This window comes from Quadrisphaera sp. GCM10027208 (assembly GCF_042658805.1).
Classification (GTDB): Bacteria; Actinomycetota; Actinomycetes; order Actinomycetales; family SCSIO-59966; genus SCSIO-59966.
Genome location: NZ_JBHSRC010000001.1, coordinates 180,926 through 195,530 on the forward strand (window position 1 = coordinate 180,926; position 14,605 = coordinate 195,530).

Sequence of the window (14,605 nt, forward strand, 5' to 3'; positions counted from 1 at the left end):
CCGTGGCGCTCGGGACCGGGCAGCGGCACCGCGACCTGGCCGCCCTGCCGAAGGCCCACCTGCACCTGCACTTCACCGGCTCGATGCGGCCGCAGACCCTGCAGGACCTCGCCGACAAGCACGGCGTCCGGCTGCCGGCGGCCCTGCGGGAGCACCGCGACGTCCGCCTCTCCCCGGACGAGCGCGGCTGGTTCCGGTTCCAGCGGCTCTACGACGCGGCGCGGGCGGTGGTCCGGGACGCCGACGACATGCGCCGGATCGTCCTGGAGGCCGCCCAGGACGACGCCACCGAGGGCTCCGGCTGGCTCGAGCTGCAGATCGACCCCACCTCCTACGCCCCGTTCGTCGGGGGCATCACCCCGGCGCTGGAGATCGTCCGGGACGCCGCCCGGGAGGCGACCGCGGTGACCGGCACCAGGGTCGCCGTCGTCGTCGCGGCGAGCCGGGTGCGCCATCCCCTCGACGCCCGGACCCTGGCCCGGCTGGCCGCCCGGCACGCCGGTGACGGGCCCGCGGACGTCGTCGGGTTCGGCCTCAGCAACGACGAGCGGCGCGGCTGGACCGCAGACTTCGCCCCCGCGTTCGCGATCGCCCGCCGCGCGGGCCTGGCCGGTGTGCCGCACAGCGGGGAGCTGCTCGGCGCCGACCACGTCGCGGTCACCCTCGACACCCTCGCCCCGGACCGGCTGGGGCACGGCGTCCGCTCGGTCGAGGACCCGGCGGTGCTACGACGGGTCGTCGACGCCGGCATCGCCCTGGAGGTGTGTCCGAGCAGCAACGTCGCCCTCGGCGTCTACCCCGACGCCGCGAGCGTGCCGCTGGCGCGCCTGCTGGACGCCGGGGCGCGGGTGGCGCTCGGCGCGGACGACCCGCTGCTGTTCGGCCACCGGCTGGTGGACCAGTACCGGGCCGCCCGCGAGGTGCACGGCCTCGACGACGCGGCGCTGGCCGGGCTGGCGCGCGCGTCGGTCGAGGCCAGCAGGGCCCCGGACGACGTCCGCGCCTCGTTGCTGCGTGGGATCGAGGCGTGGCTCGCCGGCACGAACCCCTCCTGATCACCTCCCCCTGTTCGTGATCATGCAATCCCGCCACCCCGGGCCCGCACCGCTCGCCCGCAGGATGCTGGGTTGTTGGCGCGACACGCCGCAAGAAGGCCGAGAAGCACAGCATTTTGCGGCGGCGGGAGGGTGGCGGGATTGCATGATCACGCCATTACTACGGGGGGAGGGTGGCGGGATTGCATGATCACGGGGAGGGGTTTAGAGGGAGCAGCCGACGAGGACGGGCTCGGTGACGAGCTCGACGCCGAAGCGGGCCCGGACGCCGTCGCGGACCTCGCGGGCCAGGGCGAGCAGGTCCGCCGCCCGTGCACCGCCCCGGTTGGTCAGGGCCAGGGCGTGCTTGGTGGACAGCGACGCCGGCCCGGGCAGGCCGTGACCGCGACCGAACCCGGCGTGCTCGATCAGCCAGGCGGCGCTCGTCTTGACCCGCCCGTCCCCTACCGGGAAGCGGGGGGCCGCGGCCGGCAGCCGCGCGGCGTCCGCGGCGTCCAGCACGGGGTTCGTGAAGAACGACCCGGCGCTGCACGTGTCGGGGTCGGCCGGGTCGAGCAGCATCCCCTTGCCGGCGCGCAGCCCGAGCACTGCGGCCCGGACGTCGGCGAGCGGCGCCCGCTGCCCGACCTCGACCCCCAGCGTGCGGGCCAGCTCCGCGTACCGGACCGGAGCCGACAGGTCGCCCAGCGGCAGCTGGAACGTCACCTCGAGGACGACCCAGCGGTCCGGCTCGGCCTTGAACCGCGACCAGCGGTAGCCGAACCCGCACTCGGCGGCGGCGAGTGTCCGGACCCGCCGCTCGACGCGGTCCCACGTGCGCACGGTGGCGACGGTGCCGGCGACCTCCTGACCGTAGGCGCCGACGTTCTGCACCGGGGTCGCCCCGGCGGACCCGGGGATCCCCGACAGCGCCTCCACCCCCGACCAGCCCTCGGCGACCGCCCGGGCGACGACGTCGTCCCAGGAGTGCCCGGCGGCCACCCGCACGGTCGCGCCGGAGCAGGCGTCGGCCGACAGCACCTCCAGGCCCACGCTGCGGACGAGGACCGCGGTGCCGGCGAACCCGGCGTCGTCGACGAGCAGGTTGGACCCGCCGGCGACGAGCAGCACCGGCTCCCCCGCGTCGTCCGCGTCCCGCACCGCCGCGACGAGCTGGTCGGCGTCGCGGGCCTCGACGCAGCGGCGGGCAGGCCCCCCGACGCGCAGGGTCGTCAGCTCGGACAGCGGGGGGCAGCTCACGAGCACGGCAGGCTAGTCGCCGGCGGACGACGGACCCGGCTGCACCGGCGTCCCGGACGGGGTGGACGGTGCGGCGGGCCGGGCGGCCGGGACGGCGGCGGCGGCCGGGACGAGCAGGACGGCGACGACGAGCAGCGCGGGCAGCACCCCGAAGCGGTCACCGAGCAGGCCGAGCAGCGGCGGGCCGGCGAGGAACGCGACGTACCCGATGGTGGCGACGACCGACACCCGGACGGCGGCGCGGGCCTCGTCGTCCGCGGCGGCGCTCATCCCGACGGGGAACCCGAGCGAGGCACCGAGCCCCCACAGCAGGATGCCCAGGACGGCGGTGACGAGCGACCCGCCGAGGACGAGGACGAGGACGCCGGCGGCCGCCACCCCCGTCGTCGCGTAGAGCACCGGCACCCGGCCCCAGCGGTCCAGGGCAGCCGGCCCGGCCACCCGTCCCACGGTCATCGCGGTGACGAACAGCGCGAACCCGAGCGCGCCGACGGCCGGGGAGACCCCGTACCCGTCGACGAGGGCGACCGCGAGCCAGTCGTTCGCGGTGCCCTCGGTGAACGCCATGGCCAGGACGAGCACGCCGATCAGCAGGGTGCGGGGCTCCCGCCAGGCGGCCAGCGCCGGCGCCCGGGGTGGGCCGCCGGGCTCGGCGCGGACGACGGGCAGGAAGGTGCGGACGGCGAGCAGCGCGCCGGTGAGCACGACGACGGCGAGCGTGCCGAGGTGCGCCGCGACCGGCAGCCCGACGGCGGAGGCACCGGCCCCGGCCGCGGCGCCCGCGACGGTCCCGATGCTGAACCCGGCGTGGAAGCGGGGCATGACGGTGCGCCGCAGGCGTCGTTCGACCGCGGCGCCCTCGAGGTTCATCGCGACGTCCCAGCCCCCCGAGCCGAAGCCGAGCAGGAAGAGCCCACCGCCGGTGAGGGCCACCTCGCCGAGGACGCCGGCGCCGACACCGGTCAGTGCCAGCCCGGTCGCGGCCACCGCGGCACCGGCGGCCACCGTGCGGGCGGCACCGAGCCGGGCGGTCACCGCCCCGGCGGCGGGCAGGGCGAGCACGGCACCCGCGGACAGCGCGAGCAGCAGCAGGCCCAGGCGGCCGGGGGTGAGGTCGAGCGCGGTGCGGATCTCCGGCACGCGGGAGACCCAGGTCGCGAACGCCAGGCCGTTGAGGGCGAAGACGGCGAGCACGGCGGTCCGGGCGCGCCGGGCGTCGTCGGTGCTCAGCGCCGCTCCAGGGCGTCGCGCCGGACGACGGCGCGGGCCCGGGCCAGGACGGGCCGGCCCTCGCAGGTCACGGTGAGGTCGACGCGGACGGTACCCGCCTCCTCGTCGACCGCCCCGACGGTGCCGACCACCTCGACGACGGCCGCGCCGGGGTCGGGCACGACCACGGGCCGGGTGAACCGGACGCCGTAGTCGAGGACCGCGCCGGGGTCACCGCACCAGTCGACGACGAGCCGGACCGCGGTCGCCATCGTCAGCATCCCGTGGGCGATGACACCGGGCAGGCCCACCTCGCGGGCCACCCGCTCGTTCCAGTGGATCGGGTTGAGGTCGCCGCTGGCGCCGGCGTACCGGACGAGGTCCGCGCGCTCCAGCGGGTAGCTGGCCCGGCCGATCTCGGTGCCGACCTGCAGGCCGCTCACGACTGCTGCCCCCGGACGACGAGCACGGACACCGCGGTGCACACCGGCTCACCGTCCTGGGTGGCGATCTCGTTGCGGGTGGTGACCATGGCGTGGCCACCGGCCTCCCGGACGTCGTCGACGTGCAGGGTGGCGACGAGCCGGTCCCCGGCAGTGATCGGCCGGTGGTGGGTGAAGTGCTGCTCGCCGTGCACGACGCGGGAGAAGTCGATGCCGGCGGCGGGGTCCCGTACGAGACGGGCGTCGCTGCGCTGGGCGACGACGACGGCGAACGTGGGCGGGGCGATGACGTCGGGGTACCCGAGGGCCCGGGCGGCGTCCGGGTCAGCGTGGGCCGGGTGGGCGGCGCCCACGGCCTCGGCGAAGGCCCGCAGCGCCTCGCGACCCACCTCGTAGACCTCCTCGGGTGGGTACTGCCGCCCGACGAACGAGGTGTCGACGCCCATCGCTCCTCCTGCGGCGGGTCCTGCTGGACCCGCCGTGTCAGCGGGTCTCGCGGTGGGCGGTGTGCTTGCCGCAGCGCGGGCAGAACTTCTGCATCTCCAGCCGGTCGGGGTCGTTCCGCCGGTTCTTCCTGGTGATGTAGTTCCGCTCCTTGCACTCCACGCACGCCATGGTGATCTTCGGACGGACGTCGGCAGTCTTGCTGGCCACGGGACGGTGCCTTCTCTCGCGGGGTCGGAGGGGCTGCGCGGGCGGGCACAGCCGAGCAGGCCGAGGATACGTGCTGCCCAGGGCCCGGGTCGAATCAGGCAGCCCTCGAGCCGGGCAGCGGGCCCCTCGGCCCGTGGTAGCGGGGGCGGGAGTCGAACCCGCGACACATCGATTATGAGCCGATTGCTCTAACCACCTGAGCTACCCCGCCGGGCGTGCCCCGCCCCGCAGGACGGGGGCACCGCAGAGCCCCAATAGGGAATCGAACCCTAGACCTTCTCCTTACCATGGAGACGCTCTGCCGACTGAGCTATTGGGGCGGCAGTCGCAGAGGCTACACGCCGGTCCGCGGCGACGGGAAATCGGCCCCGCCGACGTCCCGGCCGTCCCGGACGGCGCCCCGGGACGACGCAGGGGCGCCCCCTCGGGGACGCCCCTGGCCGCGGTGGCAGGTGCAGGATTCGAACCTGCGAAGGCTGTGCCGGCTGATTTACAGTCAGCTCCCTTTGGCCGCTCGGGCAACCTGCCGCGGGTGCGCCGCAGCACCGGTCTGCGGCGGCTGGAAGGATAGCAAGCCGACGAGGTGCCGCCGAACGGAGCGGCCCAGCCCCCCCAGTGCGAGGAGGATCCGTGGCCAGCGAGTCGTCGTTCGACGTCGTCAGCAAGGTCGACCGGCAGGAGGTCGACAACGCCGTCAACCAGGCCGCCAAGGAGATCTCCCAGCGGTACGACTTCAAGGGCACCGACGCGTCGGTCGCCTGGAGCGGCGAGGTGATCCGGATGAGCGCCAACAGCGAGGAGCGGGTCAAGGCCGTCCTCGACGTGCTGCAGACCAAGCTGATCAAGCGCGGGGTCTCGCTCAAGGCCCTCGACGCCGGGGAGCCGCGCGCATCCGGCAAGGAGTACCGGATCGACGCCCCGCTCAAGGAAGGCTTGTCCCAGGAGGTCGCCAAGAAGATCACCAAACTCATCCGGGACGAGGGCCCCAAGGGGGTCAAGACCCAGGTCACCGGCGACGAGGTGCGGGTCTCCAGCAAGAGCCGGGACGACCTGCAGCAGGTGATCGCTCTGCTCAAGGGCGCCGACCTCGACGTCGCCCTGCAGTTCGTCAACTACCGCTGAGGGCGCCGACCCGGCCAGGGGACCTCAGGTCCGTACCAGGCTGACCCTCAGGTCCGTACCAGCGTCGTCGCCGTGAGCGGCCGGTCGGCGGGGACGACCTCGCGGCCCAGCGGCAGCAGCGAGATCGGCACGAGCTTGAGGCTGGCGATGCCCAGCGGGATCCCGATGATGGACACGAAGAACGCGACCGCCGAGACGACGTGCCCCAGGGCGAGCCACCAGCCGAACAGGACGAGCCACAGGACGTTGCCGACACCCGCGCCCAGCCCGGCGTCCGGGCGGCTGACGAGGCGGCGTCCGAACGGCCACAGCACGTAGCCGGCCGTGCGGAACGCCGCCACGCCGAACGGGATCGTCACCACGAGCAGGAACGCCACCAGCCCCGCGACGGCGTAGCCGACGGCCATCCAGAAGCCGGTGACGACGAGCCAGACGACGTTGAGGACGACGGCGAGCGGGCCGGTCGGGCTCACCGCGGGTAGCCCGCCATCGCCTCGAGCCGGGCGATCCGCTCGGCCATCGGCGGGTGGGTGGAGAACAGCTGCGACACCCCGCCCCCCCGGAACGGGTTGGCGATCATGAGGTGGCTGGAGCTGACGAGGTCCCGCTCCGGCGGCAGCGGCAGCTGCCGGGTGCCGGCCTCCAGCTTGCGCAGGGCCGACGCCAGCGCGAGCGGGTCACCGGTGAGGCGCGCGCCGTCCTCGTCGGCGTCGTACTCCCTGGTCCGGCTGATGGCCATCTGGACCAGACCGGCGGCGATGGGCCCGAGGATGAGCATGAGCATCGCCGAGACCGGGTTGCCGCCACCGCGCTCCCGGTCCCCGCCGCCGAAGAACATCGCGATATAGGCCAGGTAGGTGATGACGCTGGACATCGCGGCGGCGACCGAGGAGGTGAGGATGTCCCGGTTGTAGACGTGCATGAGCTCGTGACCCAGGACGCCGCGCAGCTCGCGCCGGTCGAGGATCTGCAGGATGCCCTCGGTCACGCAGACCGCGGCGTTGGCCGGGTTGCGGCCGGTGGCGAACGCGTTCGGCGCCATCGTCGGCGAGACGTACAGGCGCGGCATCGGCTGGCGGGCGGCGGTGGCCAGCTCGCGGACCATCGCGTACAGCTCCGGCTGCTCGGCCTCGCTCACCGGGCGGGCCCGCATCGCCCGCAGCGCGATGCTGTCGCTCTTCCAGTACGCGATGCCGTTCATGGCCAGGGCCAGGACCAGCCCGATCGTGAGGGCGGAGGAGTCCCCGCCGAACAGCAGCCAGCTCGCGCCCAGCACGACCGCCCCGAGCAGGCCGAAGAGCATCGCCGTCTTCAGCCCGTTGAAGTGCCGGTGACCGACCATCGACGGTGCAACCTCCTCGTGCGTGGGGACCTACCCCATCTCTGTCGCCTGCTCCAACGCACTGTGGCACGGCGCCGTTCCCGGGGCGGCCCGGCGCGCGGCAGGTCAGCCCAGCGGGCCGGTGAAGGGCGCGGCGACGAGCCCGGGCAGCACCGGCAGGAGCACGACGACCGCGAACGCGGCCAGGTAGACCCCGGCCAGGCCGCCGAGGGCGACGACCGGCCACAGCGCGGCGAGCGCGACGTCCAGGCCGGTCACGCGTGCCCCGCCGGCGGGCGGCGTCCGGGCCGGGCGGGCCGGGACGCCTGCTCGACCTCCTTGGCCGGCGGGGCGCCGGGGTCGGGTGCGGGCGGGGGTTGCACGGTCCACATCCACTCGCGCAGCCGCTCCCGCTCGTGGGTGAGGTCGGCGATGTCGTACTCGCTGTACTCGAAGTGCGGGCTCCAGAACAGCGCGTCGAACGGGCAGACCTCGACGCAGATGCCGCAGTACATGCACAGCGAGAAGTCGATGGCGAACCGGTCCAGGACGTTGCGCTGCCGGGCCCGCGCCGCCCCCTCGACCTGGAGGGACTCCTTGTGCGAGTCGATGTAGATGCACCAGTCCGGGCACTCCCGGGCGCACAGCATGCAGACGGTGCAGTTCTCCTCGAGCAGGGCAATCACCCCGCGCGAACGCGGCGGCAGGTCCGGCAGCACGTCCGGGTACTCGGCCGTCGACGTCCGCCGGGTGAGGGTGCGCAGCGTGACCGCCAGTCCCCGCGCCAACCCCCGCAACGGCCCCCGCCCCGGCGATCTCTGGAGGCTTTCCGGGGTCTCGGAGGCCGGCTTGACCCCGGAATCCCTCCAGAGATCGGTGGCAGGGCGATCGGTGGCAGGGGGATCGGTGGCAGGGCGGTCGGTCACAGGGCCACCACCGGGACGCCGGTGAGGGCGAGCTGGCCGAGCGCGACGGGCACGAGCACTCCCCACGCGAGGCGCTGCAGCTCGGCGACGGCGGCGACGGCGACGGCGACGGCGAAGACCACCGCGGCCGGCGCCTGCCACAGCAGCCACCACGGGCTCCACGCCTCGACGATCCCGCTGAGCCGCAGGGTGCCGGCGGCCATCGCCACGCTCGTCGCGGCGAGCACCAGCGGCAGCTCGTGGAACCCGCCGGCGTACATCGGGCCGAGCCGGCGCCGCATGTGCGCCATCACCTTGTGCTCGAGCTGGCCGGCCACCCGCGGCAGGACGAGGAAGGCGGCGAGCACGGACACCGTCCGCAGCGCGATCTGCCCGATCACGGCGTCGGGTCCACGGGGTCGCCGTCCGGCTGCCTGGCGTCCTCCCGGCGGGGACCCCAGGACGGGTCGGGCACGCCCGGCGGCAGCAGCGTGCGGCGGCTGGGGGCGGCGTGCCCCTGCCCGCCCTCACCGGGCTCCTTGGCACCCGGCCACGGCCGGGCCGCCCGCGCGGCGAGCTGGAACGACTTGCGCAGTGGCGTGCCCTCGAACCCGTCGGGCAGCAGCAGCGGGCGCAGACCCAGTCCGGAGGGGTCGGTGAACCCGGTGAACTCCACCCCGAACATCTCGAACGTCTCCCGCTCGTGCCATGCCGCGCCGGCCCACAGCCCGGTCACCGACTCCAGCACGAGGTCGTCGGCGGGCAGCCGGGTCCGCAGCAGCATCCGCCGCAGCCCACCACCTCCGGTCGTGCCGCTGGCGACGAGGTGGACGACGACGTCGACCGCCGGCGGGTCGGCGTCCGGCTCGTCCACCGCGGACAGCCAGTCGAACAGGTCGTGGCCCAGTGCGTCCCGGGCGTGCCGCAAGGCGGCACCCCACGCCTGGCGGGGGACGACGTAGCACGGGGTGCCGGTCGCGTCCTCCTGCTCGACCGGTCCCCCGACGACCTCGGCGAGCGCGTTGCGGACGTCGCTCACGGCGTGCCACCGGTGTACCGCTCGCCGAGGTGCTCGGCGGCGATCTTGTCCTGCAGGGCGACGATGCCCTGCAGGAGCGCCTCGGGCCGCGGCGGGCACCCGGGTACGTAGACGTCGACCGGGACGATCTGGTCGACGCCCTTCGTCACGCAGTACGAGTCCCAGTACGGTCCGCCGGAGTTCGAGCACGCCCCGAACGAGATGACGTACTTGGGCTCGGGCATCTGCTCGTACAGCCGCTTGATGGCGGGGGCCATCTTGTCGGTCACCGTGCCGGAGACGACCATGAGGTCGGCCTGGCGTGGGCCGGGCGCGAACGGCATCACGCCGAGCCGGATGAAGTCGTGCCGGGCCATCGACGCGGCGATGAACTCGATGGCGCAGCAGGCGAGTCCGAAGTTGAACACCCACAGGCTGTACCGGCGTCCCCAGTTCAGCACGACGCGCACCGGGTCCCCGGTCACCCGCTGCAGCGGCCCGACGCCGGGAGTGGGCAGGTCTACTGCCACCGCAGCACCCCCCGCCGCCACGCGTGCAGCAGCCCGACCGCCAGCACGCCGAGGAACAGGTACGCGTAGAGGTAGTAGCGGACCCGGGTGTGCGCCCAGCCGGTGCCGACCGGGTCGACGCCGCACTCGTACGTCGTCGACTTCGCCGGCGTCGGCACGCTGGGACGCAGCAGCCGGTTCGCGCCCATCCCGGCCACGACGAACAGCACTCCGGCGGCGAGCACCGCGCCCACGACGACGTAGGGCTCGGCTCCGGACGCCTCACCAACCACACCAGGACTGTAGTGCGGCCGGCCGTACTCTCGGGGGATGCTCGCTCCCGCCGGCGCCCGGTCCGGCGCCGTCCTGCTCGCCGTGGCGCTCGCGGTCGGCGCGTGCTCCAGCGACGGGTCCGCCCCCGTCCCCTCCGGCGCCACGTCACCGCCCGCGGCGACGTCAGCAGTGACGTCAACAGCGCCGTCCGCGGACTCGGCGGTGACGGTCACCGGCGTCCCGGAGGACCTGACCGCCGTCCTCACCGACCTCTACACCGGCGCCCAGGTGCCGGCGTCCGCCACCGCCGCCGAGGCACTGGCCGACCGCGCCCCGGCGGACGACGAGGTGCGCGCCGAGGGGGCCACGGGGACGTGGCGGCAGGAACGGGTGGCCGTGGTCGTCGCCGGGCCGAGCGACCGCCAGGACGTCACGCTCGCCGTGGACGGCGGGGACGGCTGGCGGGTCGTCGGCGGCTGGTGGCCCTCCCTCGGCGTCCCGGAGCCCTCCGTCGGCCCGGTCCCCCGGCTTCTCGCCGTCGTCGGCTCCGACGCCCGCCCCGGCCAGGACCCGGCGCGGGCCCGCGCCGACAGCCTGCACGTCGTGGGGGTGGACGGGACCGGAGCCGGTGGGGTGCTCGGCATCCCCCGCGACACGTGGGTGCCGTTGACGACCGGCGGTGAGGGCAAGATCAACAGTGAGCTGGCGCGTGGCGGCCCGGACGCGCAGCTGCAAGCGCTGGAGTCGTTCACCGGCCTGGACCTCGAGGGGCAGGTGGTCACCGGCTTCGAGGGCTTCGTCGCCGTCATCGACGCGCTGGGCGGGGTCGAGCTCACCCTCGACCGTGCCCTGGTGGACCGGTTCGCCAAGCTGGACCTGCCCGCCGGTGAGCTCCTCCTGGACGGCGAGGACGCCCTGGCCTACGCACGGACCCGGATGACCCAGCCCCGCGGGGACATCGACCGCCAGCTCAACGGCGGCACCGTGCTGCTCGCCGCGGGCGCGGCCGTCCAGTCCGCCGGACCGCTGGCGGTGCCCCGGCTCATCGAGGCCGCCGACCCGCACCTCGTCACCGACCTCACCGCCGAGCAGGTGCTCACCCTTGCCGGGGCCGTGCTGACGGCAGACCCGGCGCGGGTACCCAACACCGTCGTCCCGTCCCGGCCGGGGACGACGGCCGCCGGCACGAGCATCGTCGTCCCGGAGCCGGAGGCACGCGGCGTCCTCGCCGACCTGGCCGACGGGGCCCTGACGCCGTGACGCGCTCAGGTACTGGGCGGTCGCAGCGACTCGGCAAGCCGCTCCAGCCGGGAGGCGGAGGACGCCGCCTCCTGGTTGGCCGCCTCCACCTCGGCGTGCACTTCCTCCCGGTGGACGGTGACGTCACGAGGCGCTCGCACTCCTAGCCGGACCTGGTCGCCACGCACCTCCAGGACCGTGACGACGACGTCGGCCCCGATCACGATGCTCTCGTGGAGCCGGCGGGTCAGTACGAGCACACGCCCGACCCTAGCGCGCCCCGGCCCCGTAGGCAGTGAGCTCGTGGGTGCCGACCGGGGAGGCCCCGCGGCGGCGCAGCGAGTAGATGAACGCGAGAACGCGAGCCACCGCGGTGTACAGCTGCGGTGGCACCTCGTCCCCCACCTCGCAGCCGGCGGCCAGTGAGCGCGCCAGCGGGACGTCGCGGACTATCGGCACCCGGTGCTCCTGGGCGCGACGGCGGATGGCGGCCGCGATCTCGCCGGACCCCTTGGCCACCACACGTGGCGCTCCCCGTTCCGGGTGGTACTTCAGCGCCACGGCGACGTGCGTCGGGTTCACCACGACCACGTCCGCCCCGGCGACGTCGGCCATCATGCGGTTGCGGGACATCTGCAGCTGGCGCTGACGGATCGCGCCTCGGACGTGCGGGTCACCCTCCGACTGCTTCATCTCCTGCTTGACGTCCCGCATGCTCATCCGCATGTCCTTGGCGAAGTTCCGCTTCTGCACGGCGTAGTCGACGGCGGCCAGCAGGAGGCCGGCGATCGCGGTGTTGCGCATGAGCGTCACCGTGGCGTCTGCGGCGAGGGCCACACCCCCCTGGATGCTCAGCCCGTCGATGTCGACCAGGCGGGGCAGGACCGAGGCGAGCGTCTGGTAGCCCACCGCGGCCAGGACGGCGAGCTTGAGCACCGACTTCCCGGCCTCCCAGAGCCCCTTGGCGCCGAAGAGCCTCTTGATCCCTTGCACCGGGCTCACCCGGCTCTTCTGGGGCTTGAGCGCCGCCGGCGTGAACGCGACGCCGACCTGGGCGAGGCTGGCGACGGTGCCGATCACAGCCAGCACCCCGACGAGGAGCGCGATGGCGAGCAGGCCGTCACGCATCGCGGTGCCGAACAGCCCCAGCGCGACGTCGATGTCCGGGGCGCTCACCAGGTCGGCCACCCCGCGGACCGTCTGCCGGAAGCTGCCGACGACGGACGAGGCGGTGTGCTCCAGCAGCAGCGTGACCGCGAGGATGCTCAGCCACGCCGCGAGCTCCGGGGTCTGTACGACCTGACCCTTCCTGCGCGCGTCCTTGAGCTTCTTCGGCGTGGCCTTCTCGGTCTTGTCGGACTTGTCGCTCACGGCGCGCTCCCGTCCGTCGGCTGACCCCCGTCGAACACGCCGATCAGCCGGCCGTGCTCGCGTGCCGCGTCGTTCGTCACCGCGTCCACGGCGCCCGGCAGCAACGGGATCGTGAGACCGACGAGCACCAGCGCCAGCGCGATCTTGAGCGGGAAGCCGAGGATGAAGACCTCCATCCGCGGGGCGGCCCGGCTCAGCAGGCCGAGCACCACCTCGGCGAGAAAGAGCGCGGCGATCAGCGGCAGGGCGATCTGGACGGCGGCCACGAAGAAGGCGCCGAGGTCGTGCACGAGCCGCTCGGCGAGCAGCCCCCAGTCCCCCGGCCACGACGGAGTGATCTCGAAGGACGCGAGCAGCCCCCGCACGAGCAGCAGGTGCCCGTCGATGACGAACAGCAGCGTCAGGGCCAGCAGCTGGTAGAGGCGGCCGAACACGGCCTGGTTGACCCCCGACAACGGGTCGACCATCGCGCCCAGGCTGAACCCGACCTGCATGTCGATGAGCTCGCCGGCGGCCTGCACGGCGCTGAAGACCAGGAGGGTGACGAAGCCGAGCGCAAGTCCCATCAGCACCTGGAGCAGGGTCGCGCCGATCAGAGCCGACACCTCCGGCGGTGGCACCTGGTCGACGAGCTGGGGTGCCACCGGGATCGCCAGGGCGAGCGCAACGGCGACCTTGACCTGAACCGGGATCGTCCGGCCGTTGAACGGTGGCACGAGGACCAGCCACGCCGACGTCCGCAGCAGCGCGAGCAGAAAGCTCGTCAGCAGCGCCGCCGAGGCCTCGACGACCATCAGCCGTCGATCAGACCAGGGATGGCGTCGAAGAGCCCCTGGGTGAAGTTCACCATCTCGTGCAGCATCCAGTTGCCGCCGAGGAGCAGCACTGCGGCCACGCCCAGCACCTTCGGCACGAAGCTGAGGGTGAACTCCTGCACCTGGGTGACCGACTGGAACAGCGAGACGAGCAGGCCCAGCGCGAGGGTGACCAGCAGGATCGGTCCGGCGATCTTTCCGGCGACGATGACGGCCTGCATGGCGATCTCGATGACAGCGGTGTCGGTCATGGCGGTCCCTGAGGTGGTTGGCGGTCAGGCATAGCTGTTCAGCAGCGACTGGGCGATCAGCGACCAGCCGTCCACCAGGACGAACAGCAGGATCTTGAACGGGAGAGAGATCAGCACCGGCGGCAGCATCATCATCCCCATCGACATCAGCGTGGAGCTGACGACGATGTCGATGACGAGGAACGGGATGAAGATGATGAAGCCGATGATGAAGGCGGTCTTCAGCTCGGAGATGACGAAGGCCGGGACGAGGGTGGCCATCGACACGTCCTGCGGGGTGTCCGGACGCTCCGCCCCGCTGGCGTCCATGAACAGGGCGAGCTCGTCGCGGCCGACGTGGGCGAGCATGAAGTCCCGTAGCGGTGCGATGCCGTCGGCGTAGGCGGTCTCCTGGTCCTTGAGCCCGTCGAGGAACGGCGACAGCCCCTCCGACCAGACCTCCGACAGCACCGGTGACATCACGAAGAGACTGAGGAACAGCGCCAGCCCGACGATCACCGGGTTCGGCGGGATCGCCTGCAGCCCGAGGGCGTTGCGGGTCAGCGACAGCACGATCGCGATCCTGGTGAAGCTGGTCATGAGAACCAGCAGGGCCGGCGCCAGGGAGAGCAGGGTGAGGCCGAGGATGACGATGATGGCCTGGCTGGGGACGGCGTCCGGGTCACCGTCCAGCTCGATCGTGACGGCCGGCTCCTCCGGGGCGACGGCAGCGGCGGCGGGGTCGGCGCCGACCAGCACGGCCGCACCGAGGGCCAGGAGGCTCAGCAGCACCAGGGCGGCGCGGTGAACGCCGCTCATCCGCGTCGCACGGTCCGGTCGCGCAGCGACTGCACCGCACTGCGCACGTCCAGCTGTGCCCTCGGGCCACCGGGGCCCGGGTCGTCCGGCGTCGCGAGGTACGCGGCGAGCCGCTCAGCGTCCAGCTCGGCCAGCAGGTTCACCTGGGTGTCGGTGACCCCGAGGACGAGCGGGACGTCGGCCACGCGCACCACCACGACGGAGGCGTTACGGCCGACGCCGTAGCGGTCCAGCACCTGCACCGCGCGCTGGGAGCCGGGGCGGGCGGCGGGCCCGCCCGAGAACCGGCGCAGCAACCGGGCCGCGACGAGCAGCAGCCCCAGCACGGCCGCGAAGGACAGGACGGCACGCAGCACCGTTCCCACGGACGAGACGTCGTCCAC

21 protein-coding genes, 3 tRNA genes and 1 pseudogene are annotated in these 14,605 nt (G+C 73.7%); 3 read left to right on the forward strand and 22 right to left on the reverse strand.

Going from position 1 to position 14,605, the window contains the following annotated elements:
* Window positions 1–2: 2 nt before the first annotated feature.
* Window positions 3–1,055, forward strand: a complete 1,053-nt coding sequence (locus ACFP6A_RS00915; protein WP_379600871.1) for an adenosine deaminase — start codon at window positions 3–5, stop codon at window positions 1,053–1,055.
* 204 nt (window positions 1,056–1,259) lie between these two features.
* On the opposite strand, the gene ACFP6A_RS00920 is transcribed toward ACFP6A_RS00915, so the two are convergent.
* From ACFP6A_RS00920 to ACFP6A_RS00955, 8 genes are all read right to left on the reverse strand, one after another.
* Complete coding sequence (locus tag ACFP6A_RS00920) at window positions 1,260–2,294, reverse strand: UDP-N-acetylmuramate dehydrogenase (protein ID WP_379600873.1); 1,035 nt, start codon at window positions 2,292–2,294, stop codon at window positions 1,260–1,262.
* A 12-nt stretch (window positions 2,295–2,306) separates the two neighbouring features.
* On the reverse strand, window positions 2,307–3,524 hold the full coding sequence (locus ACFP6A_RS00925) for an MFS transporter (protein WP_379601431.1): 1,218 nt from the start codon (window positions 3,522–3,524) through the stop codon (window positions 2,307–2,309).
* Window positions 3,521–3,937 (reverse strand): MaoC family dehydratase, encoded by a 417-nt coding sequence (locus ACFP6A_RS00930; protein WP_379601432.1) that lies wholly within the window; start codon window positions 3,935–3,937, stop codon window positions 3,521–3,523. The genes ACFP6A_RS00925 and ACFP6A_RS00930 overlap by 4 nt, the downstream gene beginning before the upstream one ends.
* Before the next feature lie 5 nt (window positions 3,938–3,942).
* Entirely contained in the window at window positions 3,943–4,392 is a 450-nt protein-coding gene (locus ACFP6A_RS00935) for a MaoC family dehydratase N-terminal domain-containing protein (protein ID WP_379600874.1), read from the reverse strand.
* Window positions 4,393–4,429: 37 nt separating this feature from the next.
* Complete coding sequence (rpmG, locus tag ACFP6A_RS00940; protein ID WP_379601433.1) at window positions 4,430–4,561, reverse strand: 50S ribosomal protein L33; 132 nt, start codon at window positions 4,559–4,561, stop codon at window positions 4,430–4,432.
* 173 nt (window positions 4,562–4,734) lie between these two features.
* A tRNA-Met gene (locus tag ACFP6A_RS00945) sits at window positions 4,735–4,811 on the reverse strand.
* 36 nt (window positions 4,812–4,847) lie between these two features.
* Window positions 4,848–4,920, reverse strand: a tRNA-Thr gene (locus ACFP6A_RS00950).
* Window positions 4,921–5,046: 126 nt separating this feature from the next.
* Window positions 5,047–5,128: transfer RNA gene (locus tag ACFP6A_RS00955), tRNA-Tyr, on the reverse strand.
* A 102-nt stretch (window positions 5,129–5,230) separates the two neighbouring features.
* On the opposite strand from ACFP6A_RS00955, the gene ACFP6A_RS00960 reads away from it, so the two are divergent.
* Entirely contained in the window at window positions 5,231–5,722 is a 492-nt protein-coding gene (locus ACFP6A_RS00960; RefSeq protein WP_379600876.1) for a YajQ family cyclic di-GMP-binding protein, read from the forward strand.
* A 47-nt stretch (window positions 5,723–5,769) separates the two neighbouring features.
* Here the strand turns inward: ACFP6A_RS00960 and ACFP6A_RS00965 are convergent, their stop codons facing one another.
* The 8 genes and pseudogenes from ACFP6A_RS00965 to ACFP6A_RS01000 all read right to left on the reverse strand — a co-directional run bounded on the left by ACFP6A_RS00965 (window position 5,770) and on the right by ACFP6A_RS01000 (window position 9,768).
* Complete coding sequence (locus ACFP6A_RS00965; RefSeq protein ID WP_379600878.1) at window positions 5,770–6,195, reverse strand: YccF domain-containing protein; 426 nt, start codon at window positions 6,193–6,195, stop codon at window positions 5,770–5,772.
* Window positions 6,192–7,064, reverse strand: a complete 873-nt coding sequence (gene htpX, locus ACFP6A_RS00970) for a zinc metalloprotease HtpX (protein WP_379600880.1) — start codon at window positions 7,062–7,064, stop codon at window positions 6,192–6,194. Before htpX ends, ACFP6A_RS00965 begins: the two co-directional genes overlap by 4 nt.
* Before the next feature lie 105 nt (window positions 7,065–7,169).
* On the reverse strand, window positions 7,170–7,322 hold the full coding sequence (locus tag ACFP6A_RS00975; RefSeq protein ID WP_379600882.1) for a hypothetical protein: 153 nt from the start codon (window positions 7,320–7,322) through the stop codon (window positions 7,170–7,172).
* Window positions 7,319–7,840 (reverse strand): 4Fe-4S binding protein, encoded by a 522-nt coding sequence (locus tag ACFP6A_RS00980; RefSeq protein ID WP_379600884.1) that lies wholly within the window; start codon window positions 7,838–7,840, stop codon window positions 7,319–7,321. Before ACFP6A_RS00980 ends, ACFP6A_RS00975 begins: the two co-directional genes overlap by 4 nt.
* Window positions 7,841–8,040: 200 nt before the next feature.
* Window positions 8,041–8,349 (reverse strand): annotated as a pseudogene (locus ACFP6A_RS00985) (hypothetical protein); the annotation flags it as partial.
* A complete protein-coding gene (locus tag ACFP6A_RS00990) occupies window positions 8,346–8,987 on the reverse strand; it encodes an NADH-quinone oxidoreductase subunit C (RefSeq protein ID WP_379600886.1) in 642 nt (213 codons plus the stop codon). The pseudogene ACFP6A_RS00985 and the gene ACFP6A_RS00990, both read right to left, overlap by 4 nt.
* Window positions 8,984–9,517, reverse strand: coding sequence for an NADH-quinone oxidoreductase subunit B (locus ACFP6A_RS00995; protein WP_379600887.1), 534 nt, complete (start codon window positions 9,515–9,517; stop codon window positions 8,984–8,986). Before ACFP6A_RS00995 ends, ACFP6A_RS00990 begins: the two co-directional genes overlap by 4 nt.
* The gene (locus ACFP6A_RS01000; protein WP_379600889.1) at window positions 9,487–9,768 is read right to left on the reverse strand and encodes an NADH-quinone oxidoreductase subunit A; all 282 of its coding nucleotides are present in this window, start codon (window positions 9,766–9,768) and stop codon (window positions 9,487–9,489) included. Before ACFP6A_RS01000 ends, ACFP6A_RS00995 begins: the two co-directional genes overlap by 31 nt.
* Before the next feature lie 37 nt (window positions 9,769–9,805).
* On the opposite strand from ACFP6A_RS01000, the gene ACFP6A_RS01005 reads away from it, so the two are divergent.
* Window positions 9,806–11,008, forward strand: coding sequence for an LCP family protein (locus ACFP6A_RS01005; RefSeq protein ID WP_379600891.1), 1,203 nt, complete (start codon window positions 9,806–9,808; stop codon window positions 11,006–11,008).
* 5 nt (window positions 11,009–11,013) lie between these two features.
* On the opposite strand, the gene csrA is transcribed toward ACFP6A_RS01005, so the two are convergent.
* From csrA to fliO, 6 genes are read right to left on the reverse strand one after another with little or no spacing between them, the layout of a single operon-like run.
* Complete coding sequence (gene csrA / locus ACFP6A_RS01010; RefSeq protein ID WP_379600893.1) at window positions 11,014–11,247, reverse strand: carbon storage regulator CsrA; 234 nt, start codon at window positions 11,245–11,247, stop codon at window positions 11,014–11,016.
* Between the two features lie 10 nt (window positions 11,248–11,257).
* The gene (locus tag ACFP6A_RS01015; RefSeq protein WP_379600895.1) at window positions 11,258–12,358 is read right to left on the reverse strand and encodes a flagellar biosynthesis protein FlhB; all 1,101 of its coding nucleotides are present in this window, start codon (window positions 12,356–12,358) and stop codon (window positions 11,258–11,260) included.
* Window positions 12,355–13,152 (reverse strand): flagellar biosynthetic protein FliR, encoded by a 798-nt coding sequence (fliR, locus tag ACFP6A_RS01020; RefSeq protein ID WP_379600897.1) that lies wholly within the window; start codon window positions 13,150–13,152, stop codon window positions 12,355–12,357. The genes ACFP6A_RS01015 and fliR overlap by 4 nt, the downstream gene beginning before the upstream one ends.
* A complete protein-coding gene (locus ACFP6A_RS01025) occupies window positions 13,152–13,424 on the reverse strand; it encodes a flagellar biosynthetic protein FliQ (protein ID WP_379600899.1) in 273 nt (90 codons plus the stop codon). The genes fliR and ACFP6A_RS01025 overlap by 1 nt, the downstream gene beginning before the upstream one ends.
* Before the next feature lie 24 nt (window positions 13,425–13,448).
* Entirely contained in the window at window positions 13,449–14,222 is a 774-nt protein-coding gene (fliP, locus tag ACFP6A_RS01030; protein WP_379600900.1) for a flagellar type III secretion system pore protein FliP, read from the reverse strand.
* Complete coding sequence (fliO, locus tag ACFP6A_RS01035) at window positions 14,219–14,605, reverse strand: flagellar biosynthetic protein FliO (protein WP_379600901.1); 387 nt, start codon at window positions 14,603–14,605, stop codon at window positions 14,219–14,221. The genes fliP and fliO overlap by 4 nt, the downstream gene beginning before the upstream one ends.

Bases quoted from the DNA above. Each gene is read 5' to 3' on its own strand.
- ACFP6A_RS01025 (WP_379600899.1), bottom strand. From the start codon at position 13,424: ATGACCGACACCGCTGTCATCGAGATCGCCATGCAGGCCGTCATCGTC.
- ACFP6A_RS00935 (WP_379600874.1), bottom strand. From the start codon at position 4,392: ATGGGCGTCGACACCTCGTTCGTCGGGCGGCAGTACCCACCCGAGGAG.
- fliP (WP_379600900.1), bottom strand. From the start codon at position 14,222: ATGAGCGGCGTTCACCGCGCCGCCCTGGTGCTGCTGAGCCTCCTGGCC.
- ACFP6A_RS01005 (WP_379600891.1), top strand. From the start codon at position 9,806: ATGCTCGCTCCCGCCGGCGCCCGGTCCGGCGCCGTCCTGCTCGCCGTG.
- htpX (WP_379600880.1), bottom strand. From the start codon at position 7,064: ATGGTCGGTCACCGGCACTTCAACGGGCTGAAGACGGCGATGCTCTTC.
- fliR (WP_379600897.1), bottom strand. From the start codon at position 13,152: ATGGTCGTCGAGGCCTCGGCGGCGCTGCTGACGAGCTTTCTGCTCGCG.
- rpmG (WP_379601433.1), bottom strand. From the start codon at position 4,561: ATGGCGTGCGTGGAGTGCAAGGAGCGGAACTACATCACCAGGAAGAAC.